This is a genomic window from Nocardia aurea, from assembly GCF_003123685.1.
GTDB classification, from domain to species: Bacteria; Actinomycetota; Actinomycetes; order Mycobacteriales; family Mycobacteriaceae; genus Nocardia; species Nocardia aurea.
On sequence record NZ_QCYJ01000131.1, the window covers coordinates 89,682 to 102,861 of the forward strand.

Below are 13,180 nucleotides of genomic sequence, written 5' to 3' on the forward strand. Positions count from 1 at the left end.
CGGGCGCTGCGCGGTGCTCGCGGCGCTGTCGTATCGTGAGCCGGTGAGCAGTTCGTCGATCGGGCCCACCGTGGCGGAGGTGATCCGCGCCCGCCGGGATACCGCGAGCCGGGCAGACGGACACCGCCTGGTGCTCGTCATCGAAGGTGGCGGCAGCCGCGGCGTGTACGCCGGCGGCATGGTGCAGGCGCTGGAAGAACTCGGGCTCTCGGGGGTTTTCGACGCCGTGTACGGCACGTCGGCGGGGGCGTTGAACGGCGCGTGGTTCCTGTCCGGCCGGGTCGTGCCCGGGATGCGGACGTGGACCGATCCCGACATCATGCGCGGCACCGTATATCCGGCCAGGATGTTGCGCGGACGTCCCGCCTTCGATCTGCGCTGGCTCGTGCACCAGGTGTACGAGGGTATCGAGCCGATGGACTTCCCGGCGATCCTCGCCAATCCCACGACCTTCCACCCGGTCGCCACCGATATCCGCACCGGGCTGGCGGTGGACCTGCACCCGCACATCGTGGACCAGGCCACCTTGCAAACCGCCCTGCGCGCCTCGGCCGGTCTGCCGATTCTGGCCGGACCGCCCGTCGCACTCGGATCATCGCGGTATTTCGACGGCGGTCTCGCCGAGTCGGTGCCGATCCGTCTCGCGGTCCGCGACGGCGCGACCCATTCGCTGATCCTGCGGACCCGACGCCTCGACGAGCACCGCCCGCCCGCCTCCCGCCTGCACCAGATCGTCGGCGGCGGCTACCTGCGGCTTCGGGCTCCCGGCGCGTACCGGGCGTGGTTGGCCCGCACCGGTCAGCAGGGCGCGGAGGACCGCTTCACCGCGGCGCTGACCACCGCCGCCCTCCAGATCCATCCCCCCGTCGGCTCCCCCGATATCGACAGCGCCTGCCGCGATACCGACCTGCTCACGACGGCCATCGAAATCGGTCGGCGCGCTACCCACGCCACCCTCGGCGCCATCGTGGCCGCGGCCTGAGTCGACTGGGCTACGACGCGGCGGACGGTTTCCGTCCGGCCCCGGGCGCGGTCGTGTGGGCGGTCACCAGAGGAAGACCGAGACACCGTCGGACAGGACGAAATCGTGGAGTTCGAGGTGGTTCGGGGTCGCGTCCGAGGGGATGTCGAAGACCAATTGGGTGGTTCCGGACGCGCCGGGAGCCAGTTCGAACGAGTAGCCCTGGCCGTGCCCGAGTGTTTGCCATGCGGTAGCGGTGGTGTCGTGGTCGAGGGCGCGGGACCGGCTGTCGACCAGTTTCTGCCCGAACGGCAGGAACCATTTCGTCTCGTCGGAGATATTGCGCACCGCGAGCGTGACGACGAGGTAGGTGCCCTTCGGGGATTGCAGTCCGACACGGCCGACACCGGATTCGATGCCGGTCACCGCGAACTCGAATTTGCCGTCCCGGACCGCCGCGCCCGCCGGTGCGGGGCCGGAACCACCCGAACCCGATCCCGGATTCTCGTCGGCGACGGCGGGCGGGCGCGCGCTGTCCGAGCCGCCCGAACTGCCGCCCGCGATGAGCGCGAAACACCCCGCCGCGAAGGCGAAGGGGGCCAAGAAGATCACGACCAGCGCGCCGATCACCTTCCTCAGCACCCCACCGCGCCGCCGCTTCGGCACCCGGCGACGCGGCGCCGGACGCCGTGGCGGGGCCACCGGCACCGGTCCCCGTGACGGCCACCGCACCGCACCCCACTGACTCCTGGCCGCGGGCGGGCGGCGCGTGTACGGGCGAGGCACCGGCGGAGCGGGCCGGACCGGTGGACGGAAATACGGATTCGGCTGGTACACCGCCGGAACGGGCCGATAGCTCGCGGCGAGCGCGGCACCGGCGGCCGGATCGAGGCGGGTCTCCACCCTGGTCGGCGTCGGTCCCGGGGCGGGCATCACCTTCGTCGGCTCGGGCCCCGGCGTCTCGTCCACCGGATACCGCTGCGCCGGTGTGGGATCGTGGCGCACGGGCGGCAGCGGGCGTGGGTCCACCCGCGTCGGGGTCGGCGCCTCGGTGATGATCTTCGTCGGCGACGGAACCCGGGCGGGATCGTCCGCGAGGATTCCCGACGGTGCTCCAGCCGACGTGGACCCGGGCGATGGACCGTCGCTCGGCTGCGGGTTTCCCTCCTCGCGCGCGGACGCGCGAGGGACACCCGCCACTCCGGATTCACCGTTGAACACGCCCGAAGACAGTTCGACGCCGGGATGCCGCCGGGCGCGTGGGTATTTCTCGGTCGCGCCCCGCTCCGATTCCCCCGCTGTCGCGGGGTCGGACGCGGCCGAGGGGGCGAAGGGTGAGGCATCGGCCACCGCACCCGAAGGCGGCCGGGTCGGCGCGGGAACCGAAGGCTGCCCGGCAGGCGCGGCAACCGAAGGCTGCCCGGCGGGCGCGGGAGCCGGTCCGGGCGAGTGGCCGATGGCGGCCCGAGCCGCACGGGCGAATTCGCCCGCGCTCCGGTGGCGGTTCGCCGGTTCCTTCGACATCGCGCGGGCGATGACGGCGTCGAGTGCCGGTGTGATCGTCGGGTCGACGGTCGACGCGCGGGGTGGGGCGATCATGAGGTGCGCGTGCATCTGCTGGGCCGGGTCGGCGTCGCCGTAGGGGCGCTGCCCGGTCAGGCATTCGTAGAGCACGCAGGCCAGCGAGTAGACGTCGGTGCGGGCGTCGGCCTTGCCGTTGAAGCGTTCGGGAGCCATGTACGCGCAGGTGCCGATGGCGAATCCGGCCGCGGTGACGCCCGTCTGCCCCGCCCGCTGGGCGATGCCGAAGTCGATCAGATAGGTGAATCCGTCCGGTCGCACGAGAATGTTGGACGGTTTCACGTCCCGGTGGACGAGTCCGGCCCGGTGCGCGGTGTCCAGCGCCGCGGCTACCTGGGCCAGGATGTCGACGGCCTCGGGCGCGGCCATCGGCCCGCCCGCGGCCAGCCTGGCTTCCAGATCGGTGCCCTCGATGTATTCCATATCGATGAACAGCCGACCGTCGACCTCACCGTGCCGATGGATCGACACCAGGTGCGGATCACGCAGCGCCGCCGCGAGTTCGGCTTCCCGCTCGAAGCGGATGCGGTAGCTCGCGTCGGCGGCGAGTTCCGGCGGCAGCAGTTTCAGCGCGACCCGTCGCTCTTCCGGGTCGCGCGCGAGCCAGATCTGGCCCATTCCGCCCTTGCCGAGCAGCCGTTGCAGCCGGTAGCGACCGAACCGAGCGTCGCCCATCGCGAACCTCCCAGTCACCGTTGACGTGCGCCGCTGGAGCCGATCCGGCTCGCGAATGTCCGAGCGCGCCAACGAAAGACCAGTTCACGGCATTGCCGCCGTACTCCCCGGCCCCACTTGGAGCCTAGCCTCGCCCGGGCCCGGCGAACAGCACGAACCGTGTGACCTGCCCGACGTCGCCTCGGTCACGGTGTCGGGGGCCGCGCTAGCCTTGCCTCGTGGACGAAAAACCACCGGTGCGTATCGACACCGGGAGAGGCTGATGGAACCCATCGAGATCAACGCGGGCAGCTGGTACCTGCGGGCGATGCGCGCCGACGACCGCATCGACGACCGTCCGGCCCTCGCGACGGGCGGCATCACCGATCCGGATTACGTCACCACGCGAACAGCCCAGTGGGACAACGAGACCCACTACTCCTGGGCGGTATGCGAGCCGACGACGGCCGAGATGGTCGCCGAGGTCGGCGCCACCCCCGCGGCGGACGGGTCGGCGCGGATCACCGGGTGGGCGCGCCAAGGGTACGAACCGGCGTTGGAGGACGGCCTGACCACGGTGCGGCGTTTCGTCGAAGGCGCGCTCGGCCTTCGACCGGTCTGAAGCACCGGGATCCACGGCGTCGGCCACCGGAGGCGCGCCTTCCGGGTCCGAGCGGTCGCGACAGTCTCAGTCGACTGTCGCGAGCACCCGTTCTATGGCGTCGACGGCGGTGTCCAACTCCTCGACGGTGACGGTGAGCGGTGGCCGGAAGCGAATACCGCGCTCCCCCGTTCCGAGGATCATGATGTGCTCGCGTTCCCGCAGCGCGGTCACCATCTCGTCGCGCAGCCGGGCCGACGGCAGGGTGATGGCGCACATGAGTCCGCGCCCCCTGGGTTCGGTGACGCGTGGATGCGCCGCGGCCAACTTCTCCAGCCGTTCGAGCAGGTGCGCGCCCAGCGGTGCGACCCCGTCGACGAGGTGATCGCGTTCCATCACCTCGAGGATGCGGCGGGTACGAACCATATCGGTGAGGTTGCCGCCCCAGGTCGAGTTGAGCCGGGAGCCGACCGCGAACACGTTGTCGGGCACCTCGTCGACGCGTCCGCCCGCCATCACACCGCAGACCTGGGTCTTCTTGCCGAAGGCGACCACGTCGGGTTCGAGCCCCAACTGCTGGTAGGCCCAGGTGGTTCCGGTCATGCCGACCCCGGTCTGCACCTCGTCGACGATGAACAGGGCATCGTTGTCGTGGCACAACCGCTGCGCGGCCAGCAGGAATTCCGGGCGCATGTGCCGGTCCCCGCCTTCGCCCTGGATCGGTTCCGCGATGAAACACGCTATGTCGTGCGGGTTTTCGGCGAAGGCGCGGCCGAGCTGCGCGAGCGCGGTCGCCTCGGCGGCCTCGATATCGCGGTCGTCGGTCAGATACGGGGTCTCGATGCGGGGCCAGTCGAATTTCGGGAAGCGCGCGGTTTTGACGGGATCGGTATTGGTCAGCGACATGGTGTAGCCCGAGCGGCCGTGGAAGGCGCCGGTCAGGTGGGCCACCTTGGTGCCGAGTTCGGCCGATCGGCCATTGGCTTCGTTATGCCTGCTCTTCCAGTCGAACGCGATCTTGAGCGCGTTCTCCACGGCGAGCGAGCCGCCGTCGATGAAGAACAGATGCGGGAGCCGCGGATCGCCGAGGACACGCGCGAACGTGTCGACGAAGCGGGCCATCTCGACGGTGTAGACGTCGGAGTTGCTCGGCTTGTTCAGCGCCGCCGTGGTGAGGGCTTCGCGGAATTCACCGTCCTCGGCCAGTGCCGGATGGTTCATGCCCAACGCGTTGGACGCGAAGAAGCCGAACATATCCAGGTAGGTACTGCCGTCTCGTTCGTCGACGAGCAGGCAGCCCCTGGACTTCCGTAGGTCGAGCACCAGGTCGAATCCGTCGGCGAGGATATGGGCCGACAGGATCTCGTGTACGCGTGTCGCGGGGGTGACCGGGGTCGTGTCACCGCCCGTCCGGGTGCGCTCCAGTTCGATGGTCACACCGGTAGGGTACGGAAATATTTACGCTTTCTCTACACAAAGGCGGATAAATTAGCGTCAACGGCTATTTATCGTAGAATGTCTGCAGAATGATGGTACTTCGAGTCCTGACGTTGGCGGTCGCCCTGATCTCCTGGAGCAACTGCTCGAGGTGCCGGGGGGAGGCCACCCGCACCAGCAACACGTAACTTTCGTCACCCGCTACCGAGTGGCACGCCTCGATTCCGGGGACGTGCTGAAGCACCGCGGGGGCGTCGTCGGGTTGCGACGGATCGAGAGGAGTGATCGCGACGAATGCGGACAGCAGTTGCCCGAGAGCCTCTGGATCGACGTGCGCGGTATAGCCGCGAATCACTCCGCGAGCCTCCAGCCTGCGCACCCTCGATTGCACCGCCGAGACCGATAAGCTCGCCTTTTCGGCCAGGTTCGACAGGGTGGCGCGACCATCGGCCATCAGTTCACGAATCAAGAGGCGATCTATGTCATCGAGTACGGGTCTTGCCGGTGTATCCGCCATCACGGAAGGCTAACCCAGCGAACGCTACTCGTGGCGGAAACGTCGACTCGTTCACATCCGGCAACATGGCAGCACCAAAGGCGCAGCGGAGCAAGCGATGACACAGACACTCAGCGATCAGCTCACCCCCGAACTCGCCGAACGGACGCGCGTGCTACTGCGCGGGTTCGGCGCCGAGATCCCGGATCCCGGCGACCTCACGGTTCGCACGCCCATCACCGGCGGGCAACTGCTGACGATCCGGGCCGACACCGAGGAACAGGCCCACGCCGCGATCACCCGCGCCGCGACGGCGTTCGACGCTTGGCGCACGGTGCCCGCTCCCGGCCGCGCCGCCGTGGTGCGGCGGCTGGCCGAACTGCTGACCGCGCACAAGACCGAACTCGGCGAGCTGGTCACGCTGGAGGCGGGCAAGATCGGCGCGGAGGCGGTCGGCGAGGTCCAGGAGATGATCGACATCTGCGAATTCGCCATCGGTCTGTCGCGCCAGCTCTACGGCCGGACCATGCCGTCGGAGCGGCCGGGGCATCGACTCATGGAGACCTGGCACCCGCTCGGTGTGGTGGGGGTGATCTCGGCCTTCAATTTCCCCGTCGCGGTGTGGGCGTGGAATACGGCCCTGGCGCTGGTGTGCGGTGACACGGTGGTGTGGAAACCGTCGGAGACGACTCCGCTGACCGCGCTGGCCTGCCACACCCTGTTGCGTCGCGCGGCCGTCGACGTCGGCGTCGATCCCGAAGTGCACCAGCTGATCCAGGGCGACTCCAGGATCGGCGCCCAGTTGGTCGACGACGAGCGGGTCGCCCTGGTCAGCGCCACCGGCTCGGTGCGCATGGGCCGGATCGTCGCGCCACGGGTCGCGCAGCGCTTCGGTCGATGCCTGCTCGAACTCGGGGGCAACAACGCGGCGATCGTCACCCCCTCCGCCGATCTCGAATTAGCCGCGCGCGCTATCGTTTTCGCCGCGGCGGGCACCGCGGGACAGCGGTGCACCACGCTGCGAAGACTGATCGTGCACGCCGACGTCGCCGGACCGTTGACGGCCCTGATCGAGCGCGCGTATCGGCAACTGCGCGTCGGCAACCCGCTCGACGACGGCGTGCTCGTCGGACCGCTGATCGACCAGGCCGCCCACGACAACATGCGCATCGCGCTGGAACGCGCGCTCGCCGACGAAGGCGAATTGGTGTGCGGCGGCGAGCGCGTCGAGGTCTTCGGCGACAACGGACATTACGTGCGCCCGGCGCTCGTGCGCATGCCCGCCCAGACCGCGGTGGTGCGCGAGGAGACCTTCGCTCCGATCCTCTACGTACTCACCTACCACGAGCTCGAGCACGCCATCGCCCTGCACAACGCGGTGCCGCAAGGACTTTCGTCCTCGATCTTCACCACCGACCAACGAGAGGCCGAAAGGTTCCTGGCCGCCGACGGTTCGGACTGCGGCATCGCCAACGTCAATATCGGCACCTCCGGCGCGGAGATCGGCGGCGCGTTCGGCGGCGAGAAGCAGACCGGCGGCGGACGCGAATCCGGTTCGGACTCGTGGAAGGCGTACATGCGCCGCGCCACGAACACCGTCAACTACTCCGCCGAACTACCTCTCGCGCAGGGCATAAAGTTCGGCTGACCTGCCGATTAGGCGCTCCACTACCCCCCGTGTAGGGTTGGTCTTACCCAACGCGGGGTGGAGCAGCTCGGTAGCTCGCTGGGCTCATAACCCAGAGGTCGCAGGTTCAAATCCTGTCCCCGCTACAAAAGTTCAGGCCGGAGAGATTTTCTCTCCGGCCTGAACCATTTTTCCATGATTTCCACGGTTGATTCAGCCGTGTCGGGCGCGCTCCGCTCGATGACATCGACACCGGCGTGGCGACCTCGACCTCTGATGCCGGGTCCTCGGTTACCGATCCCGATCGTCGCCTCGAAACCCGAGGGACGCTGCCGTACGGGCGGCGGATACCTTTGCGGGACTGCATGATCGGTCGATCCAGCGGAGTGTTGCGAGTTCGTCGGCGATCAAAGCTCGGTAGTGACGCGCGCATACGGTGGAAGAATGGCATCGCTCAAGCAGGTCCAGGTCACCTTCGACTGTCTTCCCCGCCACCGCCAGACTCCCGCCACCGCCAGACTCCCGCCACCGCCAGACTCCCGCCGGGCGGACAGCTGACGCTGTGCGCCGCCGGACGAGCAGCGCACATGAATCCTCGTCCGTGACACGTGATGCTGCGAACGAATACCGGAGTATCTCGACGCATTACCCGAGGTCGCGTCGGTTCCCGCGATCACAGCGTTCCCTGAACCGTTACGCATCCGGAGGGTCGTACCGCGCTCCCGCAGCATCCCGGCGACGCGGGAATCAGTGACTGCCGCGCCGCTGGATCCCGGCCAGAGCGCGTGCCTCTCGGGTCACGCGACCAGATTCCGAAGCCGTCGACCGAGGTCCTCGATGTGGGTCAGCGGCGCGGACACCGATTCTCGTGTTCGCTGTCCACCACCTACCGGGCCGCTCCCGATGCGGGCCCGTGAGCGCGGGCGAGGCGAAGACATCGTTACGGCCGAAACAATTGACTCAGTATTCTCCGCCCTCGAGAACGCCGTTGCACTCCGCCACCCCAGATGAGATGTTCGCTCTCTCGACGTCTCGAGTGTCCAATTCTATTGGTGAACTGATACTTCTCTGGATAGAGTGACTTCCCACACAGCCGGTCGCGCAGCCGGCGACCAGCTCGGCGTTCGCAGTTATGTGGACGGATATTCCTCAGAGGCGGGGATCGAACATCGGTGTCAGGTATCAACTCCATTCGTGGTGACACAGCGGCAGGTTCCGAGGGCGGGCGTTCGCGCGGCACGGTCGGTGTACGGACCCGACTGCTCGCGATCGTCCTCATTCCGAGTCTGGCCCTGCTCGGCATCGGCACCGGTGCGACCGTCTACCTGATCAAGGACGGGCGCAAAGCGGGGCAGTGGGCCGAACTCGCCAGCGCCACAACCGATCCGGCGCGCCAGATGGTCGAGGCGTTCCAGGTCGAACGCGGTGCGTCGGTGCTGTACCTGGCCGGGAGTCGACTCGCCACCGGCACGCTCACGGTCGCGAGGAAGAACTCCGATACCGCCCTGGCGGCGGTGCAGGCGCAGGGTGACGCGGCCTCGGCACTGCGGCCCGACCTGTCGAGCGATATCGACGGCTACAACCAGCTCTACAGCCAGCTCCCCGCGCTGCGCTCGGGAATCGACGCGCGCGCCGTGCCCGCCGATCAGGTGTTCACCGCCTATTCGACGGTCATCGACACCATCGTCGCCGCGACGCTGCTCGCCGCCGAGGTCGCCCCGGACGCCGAGGCCGCGACCGGCCTGTACCAGGCCATGCTCCTGCTGCGCGCGAGCGAATCGATCTCGCGCGCGGCCGCGGTCGGCGCTGTCGCCCGGGTCACCGACCGGCTCACCGGCGCGCAACTCGCGGATCTGACCCGGTACGTGGGTGATTCACGGGCTCAGCTGGCCACGGTGGCCTCCGCTGTCTCCGGTCCCCGCGCGGACCAGTTCGCGGCCATCACCGAGGGACCGGAGCGTCGCCGGATCGTCGCGATGGAAGACGCGATGCTCCGACGCGGCGTGGTGGATTCCGAGGAGGTGCCCGACGACGAAGCCGCGGTCGGATGGCAGACGGCCGCCACTTCGGTGAGTGCGGCACTGGCACGGTTGTGGGTCGATCTGTGCCGCGACAGCCAGGCCGACGCGACGACCGCCGGTGAGGACCGCGCGGAAAGATCGGCCTACGGCGGTGCGGCGATTCTCGCCATCACCGTGCTGGTCTTCCTCGCCGCGCTGTTCCTGGCCAACCGCCTGATCGGCCGGATGCGCCGACTGCGTCAGGAGACCCTCGCACTCGCCGAGGAGCGGTTGCCCGAAACCATCCGCTGGCTCAACGACGGTCGTGACATCGACCGGGAGGCCGCCCTCACGCCGCTGGATTTCGGCGCCGACGAGATCGGCCATGTCGCCGACGCGTTCAATCGCGCGCACAGCGCGGCCGTCGCGGCGGTTGTCGCCGAATCCAAGACGCGCGCGGGTGTCAAGGCCGTCTTCCTCAATATCGCTCGTCGCAGCCAGGTCATGGTGCACCGCCAGCTCGCGCTACTCGACCGTGCCGAGAACGACGAGGAAGATCCGGGCAAACTCGACACCCTGTTCCAGCTCGACCATCTCGCCACCCGCGCCCGCCGCAACGCCGAGAATCTCATCATCCTCGGCGGCGAGCAGCCGGGCCGACGCTGGCGCACCCCGGTTCCGCTCATCGACGTGGTGCGCGGCGCGGTAGCAGAAAGTCTGGACTACGCCCGGATCCATACCGGGCGGGTTCCCGATATCCGGATCGTCGGCGGCGCGGTCGCCGACCTCATCCACCTCATCGCCGAACTCACCGACAACGCGACCGCCTTCTCACCGGCCGAGACCCGGGTGAGCGTGTCGGGGCAATCGGTGGGCAAGGGTGTCGTGCTCGAGATCACCGACCAGGGGCTCGGTATGTCCGATGCCGAATTCGACGAGCGGAACGCGATGCTGGCCGACCCGCCGAGTTTCGGGCTGGCAGCGCTGTCGAGCGACGCGCACCTCGGTCTGTTCGTCATCGCCATGCTGGCGACCCGTCACGGCATCTCGGTGCGGCTGGGCAAATCCGACTACGGCGGCGTGCGAGCGATCGTCCTCATCCCGACGACCCTGGTCGCGGGCGCTGACGAGATCCCCGAACGCACCGAAACCCCACGACGAACGCTCTCCCGAGGGCCTCTGGATGTGCGAGGAAATTAAACCTGACTCTTCCATTTTGTTGCGCAACCGTGACTTCAATCGTTAGGGTGGCTCGGGATACAACCGGTGCCACACCGGTTTCCGGTCCCCGTCGACCGGTCGCAAGAGGGCGGGAACGCCCAGAGGTAGGCTCGATTACCGGTGTTTGACAGCAAGTTCCTCGATACCTTGACCACAGCTATCAAGCGCGGAAAGCTACACGGTCCTATCGGAGTCCGCGCCCGGCTGCTCGCGATCGCGCTGATCCCGAGTATCGCTCTGCTCGGCATCGGTGTCGGAGCTTCGGTCTACCTGGTGAACAACGGCAAGGACGCCGAGAACTGGGCGGAACTGGCCAGCGCGACCACCGAGCCGTCGGTCCTGATGATCGAGGCCTTCCAGTTGGAGCGCGGCGCTTCGATCTTGTTCCTGGCGGGCGACCCCGCGGTGGGTGAGAACATCGCGGCGACGCGGAAGAATTCCGACAACGCGCTCGCCGCGCTGCAACTCGTGGGTGAGAGCGCGGCACTCCTTCGTCCCGACCTGAGGTCGGAACTCGAGGGTTACACCGAACTGTACGAACAACTTCCGATTCTTCGCGCCGGAATCGACGCGCGGGCGCTGCCGCCCCAGCAGGTCTTCCTCGCCTTCAGTACCGTCATCGACACGATCGTGCAGGGTTCGCTGCTCGCCGCCGAGGTCGCGCCGGACGCCAAGATCGCGGTCGACCTGTACAAGGCGATCCACCCGCTGCGGGCGGCCGAGGCGGTTTCGCGAGCCGGTTCGATCGGTTCGCTCGGCCTGCTCACCAATCAGTTCTCCGCCGAACAGCTCACCGAATTCATTCGCTACGTCGGGGACGCGCGCGGTGAGATGGCCTTCGCCGCCGGCACATTGACCGGTGATCGCAAGGCACAGCTCAAGGCGGTCCTGGACGGACAGAGTTGGCAGCAACTCACCGCGATGGAGGATGCCGTCATCCGCCGCGGCGTGGTCGCCCCGGAGAGCGACGCCCCGGCCGGGCGGAACTCGACGAGCGGATCGACGAGTAATTCGTCGAGCAACTCCACGAGTAACTCGACGAGCGGATCGTCGGCCAACTCGGCGCAGGCGAACGCGTTGCCGCTCGGCTTCGCCGAATGGGGAACCGTCGCCGCGCATGTGCGTTCGGATCTGCTCAAACTCTGGGAAGCCCAGAGCCGCGAAGCGCACCGCAACGCCATGGCCTCCGGCGAGGAGACCGCGTCCAACTCCCTCTACGGCGGTATCGCGGTCGGCCTCGTCACGCTGCTGGCCTTCGTCGCCGCGCTGTTCCTGGCCAATCGACTCATCCGCCGGATGCGCAGGCTGCGCCGCGAGACCTTGGAACTGGCCGACCAGCGCCTGCCCGAGGCCATCAAGAGACTCAGTTCTGGCCGCGAACTCGACGAGGACGCCGATCTGGCTCCGCTCGACTTCGGCACCGACGAGATCGGCCAGGTCGCCGACGCGTTCAACCGCGCCCACGCCGCCGCCGTCGTCGCCGCCGTCGCCGAGGCCAAGACCAGGGAGGGCGTGAACGCGGTCTTCCTCAATATCGCCCATCGCAGCCAGGTCATGGTGCACCGCCAGCTCGCGCTGCTCGACCGGGCCGAGCGCGAGGAAGAGAACGCGAGCAAACTCGACGTCCTGTTCCAGCTCGACCACCTGGCGACCCGCTCGCGGCGCAACGCCGAGAACCTGATCATCCTCGGCGGCGAGAAACCCGGTCGGCGCTGGCGCAATCCGGTGCCACTGATCGACGTCGTGCGCAGCGCCGTGGCCGAGAGTCTTGACTACACCCGGATCAATACGGGCAAGCTGCCCGAACTGCGGATCACCGGCGGCGCGGTGGCCGACCTCATCCACCTGCTCGCCGAACTCACCGATAACGCCACCGCCTTCTCACCGCCGCAGTCGCGGGTCTCGATCTCGGGTAATCAGGTCGGCAGAGGTGTCGCGCTGGAGATCGCCGACCAGGGTCTCGGTATGTCGACGACCGAACTGGCCGAACGCAACGCGTTGCTGACCGAGCCGCCGGACTTCAGCGTGGCCGCGTTGTCGACCGACGCCAGGCTCGGACTGTTCGTGGTCGCGAAACTGTCACAGCGCCACGGGATCTCGGTGCGACTGGCCGAATCCGACTACGGTGGCATCAAGGCGATCGTCCTGGTGCCGACGGCACTGATCGCCACCGGCTCCGATGACGAACCCGTGGAACGCAGGCCCGCGATCGCGCCTCCGCCACCGCAGCCGAGTTTCGCGCCCGCGGCGGTCTCGACGGTCACCGCGGGTATGGCCAATACAGAACGGACGATAGCGATGCCGCCGAGCGGCGGGGAGAAACCAGCACTTCCTCGGCGCAGGCGCGCCGCCGAGGAGGCCGCGGCCGAGTCGGCGGCCAAGAAGACCAGGTCCGTGACGATGCCACGACCGCGTTCCGCCGACGAAGCGCGCAATCTGATGTCGGCGATCGAGAGCGGTACCCGCCAGGGCCGACTCAATCGTGTCGAAATCGACAATTCAGCAAAGCAGTCCGATCGACAAGAAGGTGCCGGTGACAACCTCCAAGCCCCGTAGCCTCGACTGGTTGCTCGACGATCTCATCGAGCGACTGCCCGATGTC

Annotated in this window: 8 protein-coding genes and 1 tRNA gene; 6 read left to right on the forward strand and 3 right to left on the reverse strand. The window is 68.1% G+C overall.

Annotated elements, in window-relative coordinates:
* The first annotated feature begins 43 nt into the window (after nucleotides 1-43).
* Nucleotides 44-982 carry a patatin-like phospholipase family protein gene (locus DAT37_RS35195; protein ID WP_109529271.1) on the forward strand — a complete coding sequence of 313 codons (939 nt, stop codon included), beginning with the start codon at nucleotides 44-46 and terminating at the stop codon, nucleotides 980-982.
* 63 nt (nucleotides 983-1,045) lie between these two features.
* Here the strand turns inward: DAT37_RS35195 and DAT37_RS35200 are convergent, their stop codons facing one another.
* On the reverse strand, nucleotides 1,046-3,217 hold the full coding sequence (locus DAT37_RS35200; protein WP_109529252.1) for a protein kinase domain-containing protein: 2,172 nt from the start codon (nucleotides 3,215-3,217) through the stop codon (nucleotides 1,046-1,048).
* A gap of 262 nt (nucleotides 3,218-3,479) precedes the next feature.
* Between DAT37_RS35200 and DAT37_RS35205 the strand changes: the two genes are divergently transcribed.
* Entirely contained in the window at nucleotides 3,480-3,818 is a 339-nt protein-coding gene (locus tag DAT37_RS35205) for a hypothetical protein (protein WP_109529253.1), read from the forward strand.
* A 66-nt stretch (nucleotides 3,819-3,884) separates the two neighbouring features.
* On the opposite strand, the gene lat is transcribed toward DAT37_RS35205, so the two are convergent.
* Both lat and DAT37_RS35215 read right to left on the reverse strand, forming a co-directional pair.
* Entirely contained in the window at nucleotides 3,885-5,234 is a 1,350-nt protein-coding gene (gene lat / locus DAT37_RS35210) for an L-lysine 6-transaminase (RefSeq protein WP_109529254.1), read from the reverse strand.
* Between the two features lie 64 nt (nucleotides 5,235-5,298).
* Nucleotides 5,299-5,751 (reverse strand): Lrp/AsnC family transcriptional regulator, encoded by a 453-nt coding sequence (locus tag DAT37_RS35215; RefSeq protein WP_109529255.1) that lies wholly within the window; start codon nucleotides 5,749-5,751, stop codon nucleotides 5,299-5,301.
* Between the two features lie 97 nt (nucleotides 5,752-5,848).
* Between DAT37_RS35215 and amaB the strand changes: the two genes are divergently transcribed.
* From amaB to DAT37_RS35235, 4 genes are all read left to right on the forward strand, one after another.
* Nucleotides 5,849-7,378 (forward strand): L-piperidine-6-carboxylate dehydrogenase, encoded by a 1,530-nt coding sequence (gene amaB / locus DAT37_RS35220; protein WP_109529256.1) that lies wholly within the window; start codon nucleotides 5,849-5,851, stop codon nucleotides 7,376-7,378.
* A gap of 51 nt (nucleotides 7,379-7,429) precedes the next feature.
* Nucleotides 7,430-7,503: transfer RNA gene (locus tag DAT37_RS35225), tRNA-Met, on the forward strand.
* Between the two features lie 1,026 nt (nucleotides 7,504-8,529).
* The gene (locus tag DAT37_RS35230; protein ID WP_232840197.1) at nucleotides 8,530-10,557 is read left to right on the forward strand and encodes a sensor histidine kinase; all 2,028 of its coding nucleotides are present in this window, start codon (nucleotides 8,530-8,532) and stop codon (nucleotides 10,555-10,557) included.
* Between the two features lie 141 nt (nucleotides 10,558-10,698).
* Complete coding sequence (locus DAT37_RS35235) at nucleotides 10,699-13,134, forward strand: sensor histidine kinase (protein WP_232840198.1); 2,436 nt, start codon at nucleotides 10,699-10,701, stop codon at nucleotides 13,132-13,134.
* Nucleotides 13,135-13,180: the final 46 nt, after the last annotated feature.

Excerpts from the sequence above, each read along its gene's own strand:
- DAT37_RS35200 (WP_109529252.1), bottom strand. The coding sequence starts at position 3,217 with ATGGGCGACGCTCGGTTCGGTCGCTACCGGCTGCAACGGCTGCTCGGC.
- DAT37_RS35205 (WP_109529253.1), top strand. The coding sequence starts at position 3,480 with ATGGAACCCATCGAGATCAACGCGGGCAGCTGGTACCTGCGGGCGATG.
- DAT37_RS35215 (WP_109529255.1), bottom strand. The coding sequence starts at position 5,751 with ATGGCGGATACACCGGCAAGACCCGTACTCGATGACATAGATCGCCTC.
- amaB (WP_109529256.1), top strand. The coding sequence starts at position 5,849 with ATGACACAGACACTCAGCGATCAGCTCACCCCCGAACTCGCCGAACGG.